At 43.7% G+C, this 18176-nt stretch carries 23 protein-coding genes; 17 read left to right on the plus strand and 6 right to left on the minus strand.

The annotated features are described in order from the left end of the window. Positions 1-773 (minus strand): DUF3810 domain-containing protein (locus VK541_RS00365; RefSeq protein WP_324365750.1); only part of this gene is annotated, 773 nt, incomplete at its 3' end. Next, positions 773-2107 carry a dihydroorotase gene (locus VK541_RS00370; RefSeq protein ID WP_324365753.1) on the minus strand — a complete coding sequence of 445 codons (1335 nt, stop codon included), beginning with the start codon at positions 2105-2107 and terminating at the stop codon, positions 773-775. The genes VK541_RS00365 and VK541_RS00370, both read right to left, overlap by 1 nt. A 198-nt stretch (positions 2108-2305) precedes the next feature. Here VK541_RS00370 and VK541_RS00375 point away from each other — a divergent pair, with 198 nt between their 5' ends. The 4 genes from VK541_RS00375 to VK541_RS00390 are packed head-to-tail and all read left to right on the plus strand — an operon-like array spanning position 2306 to position 4682. Further along, positions 2306-3628: a DEAD/DEAH box helicase gene (locus VK541_RS00375; protein WP_324365755.1), complete on the plus strand. Its 1323-nt coding sequence runs from the start codon at positions 2306-2308 to the stop codon at positions 3626-3628. A 14-nt stretch (positions 3629-3642) separates the two neighbouring features. Continuing rightward, positions 3643-3915 (plus strand): hypothetical protein, encoded by a 273-nt coding sequence (locus tag VK541_RS00380; protein ID WP_324365757.1) that lies wholly within the window; start codon positions 3643-3645, stop codon positions 3913-3915. Continuing rightward, the gene (gene gldC, locus VK541_RS00385) at positions 3915-4250 is read left to right on the plus strand and encodes a gliding motility protein GldC (RefSeq protein ID WP_324365759.1); all 336 of its coding nucleotides are present in this window, start codon (positions 3915-3917) and stop codon (positions 4248-4250) included. Before VK541_RS00380 ends, gldC begins: the two co-directional genes overlap by 1 nt. 6 nt (positions 4251-4256) lie before the next feature. Beyond that, a complete protein-coding gene (locus tag VK541_RS00390) occupies positions 4257-4682 on the plus strand; it encodes a hypothetical protein (RefSeq protein WP_324365761.1) in 426 nt (141 codons plus the stop codon). On the opposite strand, the gene VK541_RS00395 is transcribed toward VK541_RS00390, so the two are convergent. Beyond that, complete coding sequence (locus VK541_RS00395) at positions 4679-5194, minus strand: DUF421 domain-containing protein (RefSeq protein WP_324365763.1); 516 nt, start codon at positions 5192-5194, stop codon at positions 4679-4681. The genes VK541_RS00390 and VK541_RS00395 overlap by 4 nt on opposite strands. Before the next feature lie 109 nt (positions 5195-5303). Between VK541_RS00395 and VK541_RS00400 the strand changes: the two genes are divergently transcribed. The 13 genes from VK541_RS00400 (at position 5304) to VK541_RS00460 (ending at position 15382) form a co-directional block, all read left to right on the plus strand. Further along, positions 5304-5969, plus strand: a complete 666-nt coding sequence (locus VK541_RS00400; RefSeq protein ID WP_324365765.1) for a heme exporter protein CcmB — start codon at positions 5304-5306, stop codon at positions 5967-5969. A 71-nt stretch (positions 5970-6040) separates the two neighbouring features. After that, entirely contained in the window at positions 6041-6700 is a 660-nt protein-coding gene (gene ccsA / locus VK541_RS00405) for a cytochrome c biogenesis protein CcsA (protein ID WP_324365767.1), read from the plus strand. Between the two features lies 1 nt (position 6701). Next, positions 6702-6908 carry a CcmD family protein gene (locus VK541_RS00410; RefSeq protein WP_324365769.1) on the plus strand — a complete coding sequence of 69 codons (207 nt, stop codon included), beginning with the start codon at positions 6702-6704 and terminating at the stop codon, positions 6906-6908. Between the two features lie 161 nt (positions 6909-7069). After that, a complete protein-coding gene (locus tag VK541_RS00415) occupies positions 7070-8491 on the plus strand; it encodes a Glu/Leu/Phe/Val dehydrogenase (RefSeq protein ID WP_324365771.1) in 1422 nt (473 codons plus the stop codon). Between the two features lie 137 nt (positions 8492-8628). After that, a complete protein-coding gene (msrA, locus tag VK541_RS00420; RefSeq protein ID WP_324365772.1) occupies positions 8629-9285 on the plus strand; it encodes a peptide-methionine (S)-S-oxide reductase MsrA in 657 nt (218 codons plus the stop codon). Between the two features lie 162 nt (positions 9286-9447). Then, entirely contained in the window at positions 9448-9858 is a 411-nt protein-coding gene (locus VK541_RS00425; protein ID WP_324365773.1) for a cytochrome c maturation protein CcmE, read from the plus strand. Positions 9859-9863: 5 nt separating this feature from the next. After that, positions 9864-12335, plus strand: coding sequence for a cytochrome c biogenesis protein CcsA (ccsA, locus tag VK541_RS00430; RefSeq protein ID WP_324365775.1), 2472 nt, complete (start codon positions 9864-9866; stop codon positions 12333-12335). Continuing rightward, positions 12335-13093, plus strand: coding sequence for a Rossmann-like and DUF2520 domain-containing protein (locus VK541_RS00435; RefSeq protein WP_324365777.1), 759 nt, complete (start codon positions 12335-12337; stop codon positions 13091-13093). Before ccsA (VK541_RS00430) ends, VK541_RS00435 begins: the two co-directional genes overlap by 1 nt. Positions 13094-13135: 42 nt before the next feature. Next, positions 13136-13468 (plus strand): 2Fe-2S iron-sulfur cluster-binding protein, encoded by a 333-nt coding sequence (locus tag VK541_RS00440; RefSeq protein ID WP_324365779.1) that lies wholly within the window; start codon positions 13136-13138, stop codon positions 13466-13468. 19 nt (positions 13469-13487) lie between these two features. Continuing rightward, a complete protein-coding gene (gene iscX, locus VK541_RS00445) occupies positions 13488-13730 on the plus strand; it encodes a Fe-S cluster assembly protein IscX (protein WP_324365781.1) in 243 nt (80 codons plus the stop codon). Next, a complete protein-coding gene (locus VK541_RS00450) occupies positions 13730-14257 on the plus strand; it encodes an HAD-IIIA family hydrolase (protein WP_324365783.1) in 528 nt (175 codons plus the stop codon). Before iscX ends, VK541_RS00450 begins: the two co-directional genes overlap by 1 nt. Positions 14258-14351: 94 nt before the next feature. Then, positions 14352-14744 (plus strand): hypothetical protein, encoded by a 393-nt coding sequence (locus VK541_RS00455; RefSeq protein WP_324365787.1) that lies wholly within the window; start codon positions 14352-14354, stop codon positions 14742-14744. Positions 14745-14812: 68 nt separating this feature from the next. Then, on the plus strand, positions 14813-15382 hold the full coding sequence (locus VK541_RS00460; protein ID WP_324365789.1) for a Maf family nucleotide pyrophosphatase: 570 nt from the start codon (positions 14813-14815) through the stop codon (positions 15380-15382). Here VK541_RS00460 and VK541_RS00465 read toward each other — a convergent pair. Genes VK541_RS00465 through VK541_RS00475 form a run of 3 tightly spaced genes read right to left on the minus strand, consistent with a single transcriptional unit; the run spans position 15368 to position 18122 of the window. After that, positions 15368-16282, minus strand: coding sequence for an exopolyphosphatase (locus VK541_RS00465; RefSeq protein WP_324365791.1), 915 nt, complete (start codon positions 16280-16282; stop codon positions 15368-15370). The two genes, VK541_RS00460 and VK541_RS00465, sit on opposite strands and share 15 nt — an antisense overlap. A gap of 39 nt (positions 16283-16321) precedes the next feature. After that, positions 16322-17047 carry a DUF72 domain-containing protein gene (locus VK541_RS00470; protein WP_324365793.1) on the minus strand — a complete coding sequence of 242 codons (726 nt, stop codon included), beginning with the start codon at positions 17045-17047 and terminating at the stop codon, positions 16322-16324. Continuing rightward, positions 17040-18122 carry an AI-2E family transporter gene (locus tag VK541_RS00475; protein WP_324365795.1) on the minus strand — a complete coding sequence of 361 codons (1083 nt, stop codon included), beginning with the start codon at positions 18120-18122 and terminating at the stop codon, positions 17040-17042. Before VK541_RS00475 ends, VK541_RS00470 begins: the two co-directional genes overlap by 8 nt. Positions 18123-18176: the final 54 nt, after the last annotated feature.

The raw sequence follows: 18176 nt of genomic DNA on the forward strand, positions 1-18176 counted from the left end.
CTATTGCTGGCCACGAGGTAGCCGATCAGGTTGGCTTCATCTTCACGGCCCACACCCAATTGATGTGCGATTTCGTGGCAGGTGACAAAGGGAAGCTCAGTAGCCGGCAGTCTCATGTTTACATTGGCCTCTCCGGAAAGCGGATTATAGTAGCCTTCAATGCCTATTTTGGTGATGATCCAGCCGTTGAGTACCGGTTTTACCGATGGGTTGGCATACCTGAAAAATGGATGTTTCTTTTCCATCTGGTCATAACCTGCTTTTGCGATGCGCCTGAGCTCAGTAATGCTGTACCTGGTCCTGCTGACATTTTGAAGCGCATTGAGTTTGCGGATGTAAAACCTGCCCAGTAATACGAGTTCCGGTGTGGTGTATCTTTCATTGCTGATGCCCAGCTGTGTTGAAACTGTTGGACGGGAATAATTGAGGCCCCACAGGATTTTGAACAGCAGGTAGAGGATAAACAGGAAATTGACGCATTGCAGCGGGATCTTAATGCGGTCGCTTTGCTTTAACTGTTTGCGGGCAGCTTTTCTGTAGAAAAGAAAAAGACTTCTGATGATGTACAGGATCAGGAGCAGGTAGAGGAAATCACCTGTTGCAAATGGGATGGATCCGGTAAGGAAACGCTGGATGACTGAACTGAGCTGATAAAGCCCGCCGGAATAAATGATTTCGACCGTAATGTCGCTGTAACCAATGATAAATACGATCAGGGAAAGTACAGAAAGCAGAAGGAACTTGTTTACGGCGGACCTGTATTCGCTGTTCATTACCTTTTGAAAGCTAATCTTTTGCCGGTTTCATTGGTCATGAACTTCCCTTTTTGATAGGCCAGGTTTCCTGATACGAAAGTATGGGTAATCTCTGACTGGAATGTTTGCCCCTCAAAAGGAGACCAGCCGCATTTGTAAAGGATATTGGCACGGGTAACTTTGACGGGATCATTTAAATTTACCAGCACCAGGTCTGCCCAGTAACCTTCTCTGATGAAGCCCCGCTTGTCGATATTGAAACAGGTAGCTACATTGTGTGCGGTCTTTTCGGCGATCTGCTGGAGGCTGATCTTGTTTTGATGGTACATTTCCAGCAGGGCGGACAAGGCGTGCTGTACCAATGGCCCGCCAGAGGGTGCCTGCAAATAAGGCTGTTCTTTTTCGGCGATGGTATGCGGGGCATGGTCTGTGGCAATGATATCTATATGGCCATCGAGAACCCCTTTCAGTATACCAATTTTGTCGTTTTCTGTTTTTACAGCGGGATTCCATTTGATCCAGTTGCCCTTTGTGGCATAATCCCTATCATCAAACCAGAGGTGATGTACACAGGCTTCTGCGGTGATCCGCTTGTCTTTTAATGGGGTGATGTTGTCAAAAAGACCGACTTCTATAGCGGTGGAGATGTGCAGGATGTGGAGCCTGGTATTGTATTTTTTGGCGAGGCTTAGGGCCAGCGAAGAGGATAGGTAGCAGGCTTCTGTGCTCCGGATCAGCGGATGCATTTCTATGGTGATGTTGTCCCCGTACTTTTCTTTATATAATGCTAAGTTTGCCTGTATCGTGTGTTCGTCTTCGCAGTGTGTAGCCACCAGCATAGGCGCCTCTTTGAAGATGTTTTCAAGTACCTTTTCATTGTCGACCAGCATATTGCCGGTAGAAGAGCCCATAAATACTTTGATGCCGCACACATTTTTCGGGTCCGTTTTCAGAACTTCATCAATATTGGTATTGGATGCGCCCATGAAAAATGAATAATTGGCCAGTGACATTTCTGATGCGATCCGGTATTTGTCTGCCAGCAATTCCTGGGTTAGTGTGTTGGGAACGGTATTGGGCATCTCCATAAAGGAGGTAATGCCTCCGGCCACTGCGGCCATGCTTTCTGAAAAGATGTCAGCTTTGTGGGTCAGTCCGGGTTCTCTGAAATGTACCTGGTCGTCAATCATTCCGGGGAGAAGGTGAAGGCCTTCTGCATTGATTTCGAGATCGGCAGTTTCATTTATACTGCTGGCTATTTTTTCTATAAATCCGGCTTTGATAAGTACATCGGCCACAATTATTTTGCCCTCATTTACAATGGACGCTGCTTTGATCAGGATGGTATTCATGTTTCAAAATTAGAAAAAATAAATGATCGGCGGGATGCGTTAAAATAGTTTTTTAAGCTGCGCAATTGAGATTGCCGCGTCGCGAAAAGCTTCTCGCAATGACATGGTTTCGACGATTGTGTCAGGATGTTGGATGATTAGATGGAACGACTGGACGAGACGTCGGGCTGCTAAATAAATTTTGCCTATTTTTGCAAAATGCCCAAAAAGTTTGAAGAGTTTAACCTCAATCGACAGATCTTAAATGCTGTGGAAGACGCAGGATTTACGGTTGCCACGCCGATACAAGAAAAAGCGATAGGGCCTGTTCTATCAGGTCAGGACCTTTTTGGCATAGCCGAAACAGGGACAGGTAAGACTGCTGCCTATGTGCTGCCCATTTTGATGCAGCTGAAATATGCCCAGGGTGAGCATGCCAGGGCGCTCATACTGGCGCCGACCAGGGAACTGGCTATGCAGATCACCGAGCATGTACAGATTTTTTCAAAGTACACCGACTTACGTACCGTTGTGATGTACGGGGGGCTGGGCCCTAAAACCCAAATCGAGCAGGTCAAAGCGGGTGTGGACATTATTGTAGCTACGCCGGGCAGGTTTCTGGACATCTATCTGGCCGGGCATATCAACACGCAATACCTGAAATTTTTGGTGCTGGACGAGGCCGATAAGATGATGGACATGGGCTTCATCAGGTCTATTCACCGGATTCTGGAAATTGTGCCCCGCAAAAGACAAAACCTGTTGTTTTCTGCTACGATGAGCGATCTGGTGCAAAAAATAGCAGGAGATTTTCTGAAGCATCCAACTATAGTTGAAGTAGGGGAACAGGCCACTCCGGCGCAGACCGTGACACAGATCTTATACGAGGTGCCCAACTTCAAGACCAAGATCAATTTGCTGCAGCACCTGATGAAGAATGATGAGGAGTTTAAACGGCTGATCATTTTTTGCAAGACCAAGACCGTTGCTGATAATATTTTCAGCTTTATTGAACGCAGGTTTGGCGCGGATGCAGTAAGGGTGATTCATGCCAATAAAGGACAAAATACCAGGATCAATTCGATCAATAGTTTTAAAGAAGGTAATATCAGGGTACTGGTAGCTACAGATGTGGCGGCCAGGGGGATAGATGTGACAGAAGTGAGTCATGTGATCAATTTTGATGTTCCGATCATCATCGAAGATTATGTGCACAGGATTGGCCGGACAGGCCGGGCGTATGCCAAGGGTGATGCCCTGACTTTTTGCACTCCTGCTGAAAAATATTACATTGAGAAAATACAAAAACTGATCAGGCAGGAAATTACTGTTGTACCTTTGCCCGGGGAGGTTTTTGTGGATGAAACGCCTTATGATGAAAAACAGGCCATCGCAAAGGCTATTGATGATCAGAAGCGTAAGGACGATCCGGATTTTAAAGGGGCATTCCACGAAAAGAAACATGCTGCGGCAATAGCGGCGGCCGCCAGGAAAAAGCCGTCTAAGGAGCCGGCATGGAAGAGAAGAAAATTCAAAAAATAAATTTGCCTTGAAAAATGAAACTGACGCCGCTTAACATTGTTTCTTCGATCTGCCTGGTTATTGGCGTATTGCTGTTGTGGAATAAGCAGCCGGTACAGCGCCCAGGGCAAATTGATATGACCTATACACTTGCCGGATTCAGTTTGCTTTCGGCGGTGGTATTTTTTGTATCTGACCTGATCTTCAGAAAATTTATCACCAGCTTGAAAAAGCTTTGGATAATAGAAGGGGTATTGGTTATTTTCATTGTCATTTTAGTATTTATTATAAAATCCAGTATAAGTTAATGAAGCAAGCAGAAATCAAAATCACGGTAGAATTAGACGATAATAATGTACCTGATAACATTCTATGGGAATCAACCGATGCGCAGAGCCAGGAAAAAGTGCCTGTGAAATCAATGATGCTGGCATTGTGGGACCACAATTATAAAAATTCTATGCGTATCGATCTTTGGACCAAAGACATGCCTGTAGATGAAATGAAAAGATTTTTTTATGAAACGCTGCAGACCATGGGCGACAGCTTTTTGAAAGCTACCGGTGAAAAGCTGATTGTAGAAGACCTGCGTGATTACTGCGCGCATTTTGCGGATAAAATGGGCATCAATACCCAGGGGTAACAGGAGATGAGAAGGCAGGGAATTATAGGTTCGGCACTGATGGCAATAGGGGGGCTGAGTCCGCTGATGCACTTACCGATCATCGGCAACTGGAACTATTTTGATATTGACATGCGGCTGGCGGTTGCTTTTTACGCATTGGTTTTGTTAGGCTTTATTGGCGCCTTTGCGAAGAAATCAGGTCTGGTCAGGTTTTCGGGGCTGGCTGCAGTGGTTTTGGTGCTGATCACGCTCGCAGGTATTTATTTTAAAGCACATGACTCCTTCAGTTTTCTGCATTTCAAAAAACTGGTGAATTTTGCTGCCGGTATGGTTAAGTATAAGTGGGGCTGGTATGTGATCGTGGCAGGAGCATTTATATTAGCGACGGTAAGGAAGCCAAAAGTCGTTAAAGTAGCACCCCAGGAAGGAACCTTAGCTGAGCAGGTTTAGTTCAGGTTGCCGAGTGATTTGTGCTTTCTTTTACGCAGGTATTTGGTGTGCCTGAGCTGCTCGTCTCCGCTGATGATACTGATATTTCCATCGACTTCCAGGATTCCCAGTTTTACATCTTTATAGTGTTCTACCCCGTGTTCCCGCATGGCTTCCTGTAGTTCATCGTTGGTAATGCCCAGCCTGCTGAGTTTTGTAAAATCAAGATTACCGTTGTGGATAAGGATCTCTGGTTGCTGTGAGATCAGGTTTCTGAACCATGTGCTTTTGAACATGAGCTTCTTCAGGAGATAGTTTAACGCAAACAGTACCGCTGCTGCAATAAGTCCGCCTGCTAAACTGGTGTTGGTGCCGACCATGGCATTTTGAACCGCGTTGCTGATCAGCAGGATCAGCACCACATCGGTGGTGTTTAACTGGGAGAGTTCCTTCTTTCCGGTTAGTCTGATGGCGATCAGCATAAAGGCATATACAGCCAGACTTCTGAGTATAATTTCCAGGTATTCGTTCATCTGCCGGCGGTGTAATTATTTATCATGGCAATACAATATTATTGAAATTTCCACTGATATTGGTTCGGCACCGGAAAAAATACCCGATTTAAATTATATTTGTCCTTGCATGCAACTGTTACACCAGGTAAAATATTTAATAAGGAAAGAATTGCTGTTGGAATGGCGTTCAAAATATGCCATTAATGGTGTTTTGTTATACGTAGTATCCACCATTTTTACCTGTTATTTATCTTTCATCAGCCTCAATGACAAGCTTGCGTGGAATGCCCTGTTCTGGATCATCATGCTGTTTGCTTCGATTAACGGTGTATCCAAGAGTTTTTTGCAGGAGACAAAAGGCAGGCAGCTGTATAGTTATATTCTGGCAAGCCCTTCAGCTATACTGATCTCTAAAACCATTTACAATGTCTTACTGATGCTGATGCTGACGACCATCGCACTGGGTTTTTATTTATTGGTCTTTGATACCTTTTCTCCTCCGGACCTGCTGATGTATTATGTTGCGGTGATATTGGGCAGTATCAGTTTTTCAACGGTATTTACTATGGTTTCGGCAATTGCCAGCAAAGCGGGGAACGGCGGCATGCTGATGGCCATTTTGAGCTTTCCGATCATCATTCCTGTGCTGATACTTTTGATCAAGCTTGCAAAAAATGCAGTCGACGGGCTGCCATGGGAAAATAGCTGGGACGATATCGGAATGGTGCTGGTGGTCAATGTACTGGTCGTTTCGGTTTCTCTGCTTTTGTTTCCTTACTTATGGAGGGACTAGTTTGCTGGATGGGCTGATGAGAATAAAAAAATGTATTGCTAACTTTGATCTGATTAAATGCTAATCAACATATGAATAAAACCTGGTGGAAAATTCTGGCATCTGTACTGGTAGTATATACTGCGGTTGCAGGCCTTTTGCTTAAAGTGCCGCATCTGGCCATATTGAATGAAACGATAAGGAACCTGTATTTTCATGTTCCGATGTGGTTCGCCATGATCGTATTGTTTTCTATATCTGTTTTTTATAGTGTCAGATCGCTGCTCACGCAGGATAGAAATGATGACATCAGGGCCGTAGAAAGCGTGAATGCCGGTATCATTTTTGGTTTACTGGGACTGCTGACCGGAGCGATCTGGGCCAAGTATACCTGGGGGCAATTCTGGAGTTTTGATCCAAAACAGAATTTCGCGGCCATTTCCATTTTGTTATACTTTGCCTATTCAGTGCTTCGTAATGCCATAGATGAAGAACAGAAAAGGGCTAAGATCTCGGCGATCTACAATATTTTCGCTTTTCCGATGATGGTGGTGCTGTTGTTCGTTTTGCCGCGGCTGCAGGATTCACTGCACCCGGGAAATGGCGGGAACCCGGGGTTCAACAGTTATGATCTGGACAGGAACATGCGTTTGGTCTTTTATCCTGCATGCCTTGGATGGATATTGATAGGGTATTGGGTATATACCATCAGGTTCAGGATCCGTTTATTAGAAAACAAACAAAATTCATAAGATGAAGAAGGTCATATTTGCATTAATGATGCTGCTAAGTTCGGTACAATTGTTTGCCCAGGAGGGGCAGATAGAGATGGCTGATACCATGAGAAGCAATGGTAAAATTTACGTTGTGGTGATCTGTATTGTTATAATTCTGGCAGGGCTGCTTATTTATCTATTCTCCTTAGATAAAAGATTAAAAAAAATCGAGAAAAAATCTTAGGCTAAAAACTAATTTTAAATCGTTTAATCGTTGTTTTTGGGCTCCAGTGGCCGTAGTGTGTCGCATACACTAAGGGAGTCTGTGTTTGTAATAATCGTTTTTTTTAATGCAATTTTGCACCATAAGACTAACAACTTATTTCAAATTCATAAAAAACTAAAATGGCTAATTCAGCAAACGAGACAAAATTTTTTGCAGACGTATGCAAAAATTTTGACAGTGCGGCAAAATTTACTTCCCATCCGGAAGGACTATTAAATCAGATCAAAGCTTGTAACAGTGTGTATCGCTTCCAGTTTCCCATTCGCAGGGGAAATGGTTTTGAAGTGATTGATGCATGGCGTGTGGAACACTCTCAGCACATGAACCCGACCAAAGGCGGTATCCGTTATTCTGATATGGTCAATGAGGATGAGGTGATGGCGCTGGCTGCACTGATGACTTACAAATGTGCGATTGTGAATGTTCCTTTCGGGGGCGCAAAGGGTGGTATTTGCATCAATCCTAAAAATTATTCGGTAGCTGAGCTGGAGACCATTACCCGCAGGTATACTACGGAGCTCATCAAAAAGAACTTTATTGGCCCCGGCATTGATGTACCGGCTCCTGATTATGGATCTGGAGAACGCGAAATGAGCTGGATAGCCGATACCTATATGACCATGCACCCGGGACAACTGGATGCGCTGGGCTGTGTGACCGGAAAACCTATTGCATTGCATGGTATCCGCGGTCGTAAGGAAGCTACAGGCCGTGGTGTTGCCTATGCGGTAAAAGAATGTGTGAATATAGCCGAAGATATGGCCAGGATTGGCTTTAAGGCGGGTCTTGGAGACAAAAGGGTCATTGTTCAGGGCCTTGGAAATGTGGGTTACCATTCTGCGAAATTCCTTTCGGAATTTGGTGCGACCATTGTGGGTCTGTGCGAATTTGAAGGGGCCATCTACAATGCTAAAGGGCTTAATATTGACGAGGTGTTTGCACACCGTAAAAATACAGGTTCGATCTTAGGATTTCCCGGCGCTACTGACTTTAAAAATTCTATGGAAGGTCTGGAGCAGCCATGTGACATTTTAGTCCCTGCCGCTTTGGAAAACCAGATCACCGAAAATAACATCCGCAACATCAAAGCCCGTATCATTGCCGAAGGTGCAAACGGACCGTGTACACCGGAAGCTGAGGTCATATTTACGGAGATGGGCGGGATCATCATTCCGGACATGTATTGTAATGCCGGCGGCGTTACGGTATCCTATTTTGAATGGCTGAAAAACCTTTCTCATGTGGCCTTTGGCCGTATGGAAAACAGGTATGCCGAAAATTCCAATGCCAACCTGATCAATACCATGGAAGCCCTGACCGGAAAGAAGATTCCTGCCGAGAACCGGATGATGATCGTTAAAGGCGCTTCTGAACTGGAACTGGTCAATTCCGGACTTGAGGACACCATGATCCATTCTTACCACGAGATCAGGGAGAACCTGATCACCAAGCCAGGTGTCCAAACGCTAAGGACGGCTGCTTTTGTGGGCTCTATTGATAAAATTGCGGTTTCTTATATGAGCCTTGGTATCTGGCCATAGGTCTTTATAACAGGTATTAAGAGGGGTGTCAGGGCTTTATTGCTCAGGCACCCTTTTTTTGTCAGAATTTTGCTATTAAAACATTCCCCTGAAATCCGGGGACCGGCTTTGACGTATATTGTACTAAAGTTACGATTATGAAATGTACGCATCTTTTGGCTGTATTTATCGTGTTGATAGCTGCCTGCAATGAGGGGCAGCATCTGGAAAGCAAAAATGGGTTTGCCGTGGTCGTTCCGGCAAAACCAGGGGAAGCTGTGGCGACCTATGCGGGGGGATGTTTTTGGGCAATGCAGGAATGTCTGGTAGAATTAAAAGGTGTGAACAAGGTCATCAGCGGGTATGCCGGTGGTACCACAGCGAACCCTTCCTATGAACAGGTAGTTTCCGGAAAAACCGGTCATGCAGAGTCTGTGCAGGTGTATTATGATCCCAAAGTGATCAGTTTTGAAAGATTGACCGCTGCGTTCTTTAATTCTCATGACCCTAAACAGGTGAACAGACAGGGGCCGGATGTCGGAACCGACTACCGCTCCATCGCCTTTTACCGCTCAAAAGCGGAAGAGATCATCATACGCAGCAAGATCAGTGAGCTGGATTCCTTAAACGGATATGTAACTCCTGTAGCTACGGAGGTTACCGCCTTTAAGATTTTTTTTCCTGCGGAAACCCATCATCAGGATTATTACAGGAGGAATTCATGGGATTACTACATCAGGAATGTCTCCAGGCCTAAGGTGTTAAAGTTGAGAAAAACGATGCCGGAACTGATTAAATCAGAATACAAAGATTAGTGTATTTTTTTCGGGACAATCATTCATAACGGCTAAGTTGACCTTGTTTTTGTCAGAGAACTATCAATAAACTGTCATCTAACTCAATTGGACAGACCTAAAAGACTTTAGGTACTTATATTTTTTATCTTTGTACCATTCTTTTTAAGCTTAATTACAAACATGAAGAAAAGTGCAATTATTGGTTTAATTACAATAGCTATTTGTGTGTGCTTTTTGGTGAGTCTGAATGCAGACACCAGCAGCTATTCAAATTTTACTGAAGCTGCAAAAGATTCGAGAGAATTTCATGTGATGGGGTATTGGGAAAAGTCAAAGGGTACTCATTACGACCCTCAAAAGGATGCCAATCATTTTTCTTTTTTTATGAAAGACCAGAACGGCATGGTAAACAAGGTTGTTTACAAGGGCACTAAGCCACAGGATTTTGAACGCTCTGAGAAGTTGGTGCTGATAGGGGAAATGAAGGCAGGGACTTTCTATGCCTCCAAGATATTAATGAAATGTCCATCTAAATACAACAATGATCTTGTAGAAGTGAAGCAGGACGGTAAAGTAGAAAAATACAATTAATCTTAATGGATATACAATTTATTGGAGAAAACCTCCTTCCGGGTAAAATCGGGCAGTTCTTTATTGTTTTGGCATTTGGGGCTTCCCTGTTATCGACGATCTCTTATTTCTTCGCAGCAAAAAATAAGGACCTCTCAGATCAGTCCTGGACCCGCCTTGGCCGCATTGCTTTTTTTATAAACTGGCTGAGCATCATCGGGATTGGCTCCACTTTATTTTTCCTGATACTGAATCATTATAACGAATATTATTACGTTTATTCCCATTCTTCCAAAGAACTTCCTGTTTATTATATTGTTTCTGCTTTTTGGGAAGGGCAGGAAGGAAGTTTCTGGCTTTGGGCATTCTGGCAATCGCTGCTGGGAATGGTCTTGATGTGGAAGGCAAAGACCTGGGAAAACGGAGTAATGACTGTGGTTGCTTTTTCGCAGGTATTTCTGACTTCCATGCTCTTGGGTGTAGAGATCTTTGGGGAAAGAATCGGAAGCTCTCCGTTCATACTGATGAGAGATGCCCTGGACTTAAAATCAATGGCGCCGGTTGTGTTTGCTGATCCTGAGAACTTCAGGAATTACCTGAAGTTCATTACTGATGGCAGAGGTTTAAATCCTTTATTGCAAAATTACTGGATGGTGATCCATCCGCCGACTTTATTCCTGGGTTTTGCAAGTATGGTGGTGCCTTTTGCTTATGCCGTTACCGGGGTATGGTTAAAGAAATATAAAGAATGGATCAAGCCTGCAATGCCCTGGGCTTTGTTTGCAGTAATGATATTGGGTACGGGCATTATCATGGGTTCTTTCTGGGCCTATGAAGCGCTGAACTTTGGGGGCTTTTGGGCATGGGACCCGGTGGAAAATGCTTCGATCATACCCTGGCTGACACTTATCGCCGGAATACATGTGATGATCGCCTTTAAAAATACCGGACACGCTTATTTTACAGCAATTGTACTGGTGTTTTTAAGCTTTATTTTAGTGCTGTATGCTTCTTTCCTGACCAGAAGCGGTATTTTGGGGTCGACCTCTGTCCACTCTTTTACAGATCTGGGAATGTTTGGCCACCTGATCTTATATAACGTTGTTTTCCTGCTTATCCCTGTATTTTTATTGATCTTCCGCTGGAAAGAGCTTCCGATTACCAATAAGGACGAGGAGACCTACTCCAGGGAGTTCTGGATGTTTATCGGTTCTTTGGTAGTCACCATCGCTTGCATACAGGTTATTTTCGTGACCTCTGTGCCTGTGTTTAACGCCGCTTTCGGCACTAACTTCGCACCTCCGATAGATGCTGTCAAGTATTATAACCAGTGGCAGGCGCCATTTGCTATTTTAGTGACCATCATATCCGGCTTTTCGCAGTTCATGAAATACAAGCGTACAGATCCGCGCAAATTCTATAGCGGTCTGATTGCAACTGTGGTATTCTCTATGGCGATCACAGCAGGATTTGTTTACATCACCAATGTCTACCAAAACCTCATGTTCATCCTGCTTACCTTTAGCTGTGTATTCGCAATCATGTCTAATGTAAAGGTGCTTGGCCTGGCATTTGGCGGTAAAAAGAAACTTGTCGGAGCTGCAGTAGCACACATAGGTTTTGCGCTACTGCTTTTGGGTGCTTTGGTCGCCGCGGCTACCAACAAGCCGATTTCATTAAATGCTTCTAATTTTATTCCGGTAAAGGATTTTGAAAAAGCTGAAAAGCCAGGCGAGAACATCGTGCTTTATAAAAATGAACCTAAGAAAATGGGCCGCTACACGGTAACCTATACCAGCGATACCACTGTAGCCCCTAATACTTTCTACAAACTGAACTTCAAGGTCTTTAATGAAAAGGATGGTTCACTGAAAGAAGATTTCGATCTTAATCCGCACATCCAGTCCAACGAAAAGATGGGCCTGATCGCTTCACCTGATACCAAGCATTACCTCACTTATGATATCTATACCCATATTACAAGCGCTCCCTTAAAAGAGGAGCAGGACCACGAGGCCCACGAGGGACATAGTGAGGAAGAAAATTATAAGGCGCCAAGGATAGTTAATGTAAGTGTGGGGGATACTTTACATACCAGCAGCGGAGTATTAACCGTTAAAGCAATAAATCCTAAACCGGAGGCAAAAAACCTGGTGCTTGCCAAAGGAGATCTGGCTGTGGGCTTGCCGCTGGAAGTTGAAGTAAGTGGTAAAGTTTATAAAACGGAGCCGATCTTTTTAGTTAAAGGGAATAATGTCTTTGACTTTGCACGAAACATTGATGAACTCGGACTGAGGGTACGATTCACAAAAGTGCTTCCAGATCAGGGTAAAGTGGAATTGCAGGTGTATGAAAAGCCTCAGCAAGCAAAGGACTGGGTTGTTTTTAAATCTATCGAGTTTCCATATATCAATTTATACTGGGTAGGTACTATTATCATGGTGATCGGCTTCCTGTTGTCTATTTTCAGAAGACAGAAAGAAATTGGAACGGTTTAATGAAGGTAACTTTTATCGGTTCGGGAAATGTGGCAACACATATGGCTCTTGCATTAAAGACGGCGGGAGCCCATATTGATCAGATTTGGAGCAGAAATATTGAGCATGCTGCCGCTTTGGCAACTCTGGTAGGAGCCAGGCCTGTTTCTGCCCTGTCTGAAGTTGATACCAATGCCGGTTTACTGGTGATAGCAGTAAAAGATGATGCAATTGCAGAAGTCTGTAAGGCCCTGAAAGGTGTACGGGCTTTAGTCGTCCATACCTCAGGCGCTACTGATCTTCATGTCCTTTCCTCTTTTGAAAACTATGGTGTGCTGTATCCTCTGCAGACTTTTTCTAAAAGCAGGCCAATTGATTTCGTGAAGGTTCCCCTGTTTATTGAAGCGGGCAATGGGGAGGCGCTGAATAAATTGAAAAGTATAGCATCTAAATTGAGCCCCCTGATATATGAAGCAACAAGTGACCAGCGCAAGATCTTGCATTTATCTGCTGTTTTTGCCTGTAATTTTGTCAACCACCTTTATGCATTGGGCAATCAGCTTCTCGAGGATAATGGTCTTGACTTTGAAATGTTAAGACCGCTGATATTGGAGACCGCAGAAAAGGTCCGGCATGATCTGCCTTTGAATGTTCAAACCGGACCGGCGGTGCGTGATGATCAGCAGACCATATTAAAGCACATGGAATTGCTTGAGGGTAAGCCACATTTGCAGGAAATCTATCAGGCATTAAGCAAAAGCATTAAAAAAACACGTTAATAGTTAAATTGCGGTTTTTGGTGCTTATTTTTGAACACGATTATGAGTATTTTTAAATTAAAAATAAATTTTGAAGAGGCCGGAAAGGAACCAATAGAATTGCCAATAGCTGGCGGTGAATCGGTTTTGGATGCCTGTTTGGATAACGGAATAGAATTACAGCACAACTGTGGTGGTGTATGTGGCTGCAGTACCTGTCATGTTTATGTATTAAAAGGCATGGACAATATTCAGGAGATCTCTGAAAAGGAAGAAGACTTCATTGACAGGGCGGTGCGCCCAAGGATCACTTCCAGATTGGGTTGTCAGTGTGTGGTGATCAATGGAGATATAGAGGTTAAAATACCGGACCAGTCCGAGTTTTTAGGTCATTAATGAATAAATAAAAAATAATATGCAGGATAAATTTGCTTTGCCAATATACTGGAATGACCATGAAGATATTGCCCAGGAGCTTTACGAAAAATTTGGTGATGAGTTTAATGAATCCAAAATATACAGGATAAGATTTACTGAACTGATCAACTGGGTGCTTGAACTGCCTAATTTTAGGGGTACCCGTGAAGAAAGTAATGAAGGCCACCTGGAGCAAATCCAGTCTGCCTGGGTATATGAGTGGCGTGACAATCAGGACTAATGTTTCTGCAGAAGCTTAAAGAGATCACTACGTTCATTTTTGACGTAGATGGTGTGCTGACCAATGGTGACATCATCGCATCTGATAGTGGTGAGTTTCTCCGTACTTTTAACATTAAAGATGGTTATGCGTTGCAGCTTGCGGTAAAGAGAGGCTATTTGGTTTGTGTAATATCCGGAGGCAGAGGACAGGCCATGCAGAAGCGCTTTGAAGGGCTGGGAATCCGGGAGATCTTTCTCGGTGTTTCTGACAAAGTAAAAATACTGGATAGTCTGCTGCAAAAATACCAGGTTACCGCAGACCGGATCTTATATATGGGAGATGATATTCCCGACCTTAAAATAATGCAGGTAGTGGGTCTGCCAACTTGCCCCGCCGATGCAATGCCGGAGATTAAAGCGCTTTCCCAATACATTTCTCCGTATGACGGGGGAAGGATGGCTGTCAGGGATATCATTGAAAAGGTACTCAGGGTGCAGCACAAATGGTTTGATGAGCATCCTTCAGCAGCCGATTCAGGCAAATGATTTCAATCGCTGCAATTGCAACAAGTATGTTACTGCGGACGATTAAACTTCTGCCCGCATTAGCCCTCTAATCCCTACAAAACGATAAAACGACATGAAGAAATTATTGATGATCTGTGGATTGTTATTCAGTGTAATAACTTTCGCAAATGCACAGGACGGCCAGGGCCGCCGTGGCGGTACTCCTGAAGAAAGGGCTAAAAGACAAACTGAAACTTTAGCCGAGAAGCTAAAACTAAGTGATGATCAAAAAGCAAAGGTTTCAGCAATCTATTTGGAACAAGGTGCGAAAATGAGGAAGCTGCGTGATTCACTGGGCGATGACAGAACTGCGTGGAGAGGAGTGATGGTAAAAGCAAATGAGCAAGCGGATGCAAAAATCACTGCAGTATTGAATGATGATCAGAAAAAAGCATTTGCTACCTGGGTTGCAGAACGTAAGGAAGCCATGAAAAAAAGACAAGAGGCAAACGGTGGCGGCCAATAAGCCGGATGATATAAAAATAATAAAAGCGACTCCGGGTCGCTTTTATTATTTTAGCAGAAATTTTCAGCATGTATAAGCAAAACCTTCCGATCATCCTCGCCTCAAAATCCCCGCGCAGACAAGAGTTAATGAAATCAATGGATCTTGATTTTAAAGTAATGCTTAAAGACGTGGATGAAAGCTATCCTGATGACCTGCAGCCTTCCGAAATAGCGGTTCATATCGCTGAAAAGAAGGCCGCAGCTTTTTTAAATGACAGCGAAGCTGCCATTGTCATCACGGCTGATACGATTGTGGCTTATAACAGCGAAATATTAGGTAAGCCTGCAGATGAACATGATGCGATTGCAATGCTCAAAAAATTATCCGGCTCAAAACACCAGGTATATACCGGAGTGAGCCTGAGTTGCAGAGGCAATACCGTATCTTTTTATGACCTTACCGAGGTTTACTTCAGGGCATTATCAGATGAACAGATCCATTATTATGTGGAGAACTACAATGCTCTGGATAAAGCCGGGGCATATGGTATACAGGATTGGATTGGCATGGTAGCCGTTGAAAAGATCGAAGGCTCTTATACCAATGTCATGGGCTTACCTACTGAAAAGCTTTATCAGGCATTACTGGCCATTTGATTGACAGATCGAGTACAGCACCCCCATTTTCAGATCGTAGGCAGACAGGTGCAGGGAATTAAGGTCAAGCTCTTTAATTACATAATTGGTAAGTATAGATGCAATTACGATCATGTCAACCCTCAGAGGGATCAGCCCTTTGATATGCTTTCTTTCTTCATGGGTGGATCTGATCAATTGACCGGCCAGTTGTTTATAAGCTTCAGGATCAAGTTCTGCAGAAATGGTGTTTTGCAAATCTATAGCTTCATTTAACAATACTGCAAAGGTTTCAAATGCACCTGCAGAACCAATTAAACGCTGTGGATTGTGCTGTTTACAAGCCTCTTTCAAGTCTTTTAATTCCCTGCTGATGTGAGCGATGATCGCGGCCTGGTTTTCATTGCTGATCGGATCCGTCTTGAAATAGGCCTGCATCAGGCGGGCCGCTCCGAGGTTATAGCTTTTTTTCCAGATCAGTCCTTTCTCATCGCAAATGATAAATTCCGTACTTCCGCCGCCTATATCCATGATCAAAGAAGTTCCATCGATTGTTCCGGTCGCCTTTACGCCTTCAAAGATATATGCTGCCTCCTGATCACCGCTGATCACTTCTATTTCAAGACCGGCCAGTTTTGCTGCATCGACAAAATCCTGGCCGTTATCAGCACTTCTCAGGGCAGATGTGGCAATAGCACGGGTCACATTTACATGGTGCTTATCGATTTCGGGCTTAAAATCTTTTAGGGTCCGGATCCCTCTTTCAAAAGCTTCAGGAATGATGATGTTTTCATTGATGCGTCCTTGTCCGAGCCGGACAGGAACATTTGTTTTGTAAAGTACCTCCACATCAGAACCAGAGCATTCTGCAATGATCAGGTGAAAAGTATTGGTTCCAAGGTCTATAACGGCGGCTTTCATTCAGGGTCTTTTGCTGACTGTAAAGCTATTAATTTATACTTATTTGTTTGCTGTTATTTCGATCAGCTGTCTGGAGTTTTTTAGCGCTGAACCGCCCCAGGTATTGTTGAAATATACGTAAACCTGTTTGTGTGAATCTTTGATGTCCTCTGCAAAATCCTTAAGCCGGGCTTTAGAATATTCAGATTTATACAATTCCGGTTTACCGTGAAAACGGTAGTATACGGGGTCAATATCCTGGATGACGTCGTCCGGGAGCGCTGAGGGATAACTTATTCCACTGAAAATGATGTGGTGCTTTTTAAATTCCTGTAAAACAGCTGTATTCCACCAGCTCATCTGCCTGCCTTCAAATACGTTGTTAAACCCTTTTTTCATGCTGTTCAGTACCAGCTCCATGCGTTCTTCAGTATATAAAAAACCAGGGGGTACCTGAAATAGCACACAGCCCAGCTTCTCCTTGAGTCCCTCATTTATTACTTCATAAAAACTGTTCAGCTCGTCTTTTACGTCAATGAACCTCTTGTAGTGTGTAATGGTACGCGGAGCTTTTATGCTAAACAAAAAATCGTCCGGGCTGTCATTGTACCAGGTTTGAAAGCTCTTTGGAGACGGTTGTCTGTAAAAAGATGAATTGATCTCTATCGTATTGAAATGCTGGCAATAATATTTAAACCATTGTTTTTGCGGTAATCCCGGAGGATAGAAAATATCTTTCCATTCTTTATAATAAAAACCCGAACAGCCAATTCTCCAGTCAGTCATGATGTTTAAAAGTTCTTTTTATTTTATCAATTAACCCGGTTTTTTTACTCCGCTGATGCGCTGTTCCGATTAGAAAGCCATAGGGCTGAAGATCTGGGACATGATCACATACAATTTTCACCATGCCCAATAAGGGAATGGCTAAGATCATCCCGGCAACACCCCAAAGTGTCTCACCCAGCACAATTACCATAATGGTGAACAACGGATTAATATTGACTTGTTCACCGACAATAAGCGGTTCGAGGATATACGTCTGTATAAATTGAACCAGTCCGTAAACAATGATCACCCCAATGATCATTTTACTGTCTCCGCCCTGCGCGAGTACCGCCAGAATAGTGATAGCGGTACCGGTAAGGTTGCCGACAAAAGGAATGATCTCCAGGATGCCGCAAAGGATAGCAAAGAAAATTGCGCTTTCCACCCCCACCACGGAAAATCCTATTCCGTACATGATCCATAATACGCCAATCATTGCACCCAACCCACTTAAATATTGCTGGGCAACTTTCCCGGCCTTATGAACAACATTGTCTGCCTTTGTCTTTTCATCGCCGGGTACAATTTTCAGTATGAACTTTTTGATGTGACTTCTGTAACATAGAAAAAGGAACATATATACGATGACAAGAACAGCATTGACCAGAATGCCAAAAATGCTGTTTGCGAAGCCGGTCATTATACCTCCTGAGCCCTCACTTTGTGATTTGACGATCTCTTTCTGGGTGGTTTTGTTAATTCCTATTTGTTCCTGGAGCCATTGCTGGAAATTAGAAAATGTTGTGGTTAGTCGTTGTTTCATCGTTTCCATATTTTCAGCGAGGCCCTGCAATTGCCAGGAGAGCAGAAAAACAATGAGGCCAATAGCGCACAGGAAAATAAGTGTACAAAGCAGGGAGGAAACGGGCCTGCTGATCTTTTTACTTTCAAACCAGCTGGAAAGTCTGATGAACAGCATGGAAAACACAGCAGCAAGAGTAACCGGGATTAAAAAGCTTGCCGCAAAATATAAGCCCGCAAAAGAGATGAAGAAAAACAAAAGGGTATAAACACTGCGCTGAAGTTTTTCCATAAGACTCTTTATCGTACAACAACAACACAGGAATAAAGTTTTTTGCACAAAAAA

The organism is Pedobacter sp. (assembly GCF_035317785.1).
Taxonomy (GTDB): Bacteria; Bacteroidota; Bacteroidia; order Sphingobacteriales; family Sphingobacteriaceae; genus Pedobacter.

Coding starts and splice junctions, on each gene's coding strand:
- VK541_RS00370 (WP_324365753.1), bottom strand. CDS start 2,107: ATGAATACCATCCTGATCAAAGCAGCGTCCATTGTAAATGAGGGCAAA.
- VK541_RS00375 (WP_324365755.1), top strand. CDS start 2,306: ATGCCCAAAAAGTTTGAAGAGTTTAACCTCAATCGACAGATCTTAAAT.
- VK541_RS00380 (WP_324365757.1), top strand. CDS start 3,643: ATGAAACTGACGCCGCTTAACATTGTTTCTTCGATCTGCCTGGTTATT.
- gldC (WP_324365759.1), top strand. CDS start 3,915: ATGAAGCAAGCAGAAATCAAAATCACGGTAGAATTAGACGATAATAAT.
- VK541_RS00390 (WP_324365761.1), top strand. CDS start 4,257: ATGAGAAGGCAGGGAATTATAGGTTCGGCACTGATGGCAATAGGGGGG.
- VK541_RS00395 (WP_324365763.1), bottom strand. CDS start 5,194: ATGAACGAATACCTGGAAATTATACTCAGAAGTCTGGCTGTATATGCC.
- VK541_RS00400 (WP_324365765.1), top strand. CDS start 5,304: ATGCAACTGTTACACCAGGTAAAATATTTAATAAGGAAAGAATTGCTG.
- ccsA (WP_324365767.1), top strand. CDS start 6,041: ATGAATAAAACCTGGTGGAAAATTCTGGCATCTGTACTGGTAGTATAT.
- VK541_RS00410 (WP_324365769.1), top strand. CDS start 6,702: ATGAAGAAGGTCATATTTGCATTAATGATGCTGCTAAGTTCGGTACAA.
- VK541_RS00415 (WP_324365771.1), top strand. CDS start 7,070: ATGGCTAATTCAGCAAACGAGACAAAATTTTTTGCAGACGTATGCAAA.
- msrA (WP_324365772.1), top strand. CDS start 8,629: ATGAAATGTACGCATCTTTTGGCTGTATTTATCGTGTTGATAGCTGCC.
- VK541_RS00425 (WP_324365773.1), top strand. CDS start 9,448: ATGAAGAAAAGTGCAATTATTGGTTTAATTACAATAGCTATTTGTGTG.
- ccsA (WP_324365775.1), top strand. CDS start 9,864: ATGGATATACAATTTATTGGAGAAAACCTCCTTCCGGGTAAAATCGGG.
- VK541_RS00435 (WP_324365777.1), top strand. CDS start 12,335: ATGAAGGTAACTTTTATCGGTTCGGGAAATGTGGCAACACATATGGCT.
- VK541_RS00440 (WP_324365779.1), top strand. CDS start 13,136: ATGAGTATTTTTAAATTAAAAATAAATTTTGAAGAGGCCGGAAAGGAA.
- iscX (WP_324365781.1), top strand. CDS start 13,488: ATGCAGGATAAATTTGCTTTGCCAATATACTGGAATGACCATGAAGAT.
- VK541_RS00450 (WP_324365783.1), top strand. CDS start 13,730: ATGTTTCTGCAGAAGCTTAAAGAGATCACTACGTTCATTTTTGACGTA.
- VK541_RS00455 (WP_324365787.1), top strand. CDS start 14,352: ATGAAGAAATTATTGATGATCTGTGGATTGTTATTCAGTGTAATAACT.
- VK541_RS00460 (WP_324365789.1), top strand. CDS start 14,813: ATGTATAAGCAAAACCTTCCGATCATCCTCGCCTCAAAATCCCCGCGC.
- VK541_RS00465 (WP_324365791.1), bottom strand. CDS start 16,282: ATGAAAGCCGCCGTTATAGACCTTGGAACCAATACTTTTCACCTGATC.
- VK541_RS00470 (WP_324365793.1), bottom strand. CDS start 17,047: ATGACTGACTGGAGAATTGGCTGTTCGGGTTTTTATTATAAAGAATGG.
- VK541_RS00475 (WP_324365795.1), bottom strand. CDS start 18,122: ATGGAAAAACTTCAGCGCAGTGTTTATACCCTTTTGTTTTTCTTCATC.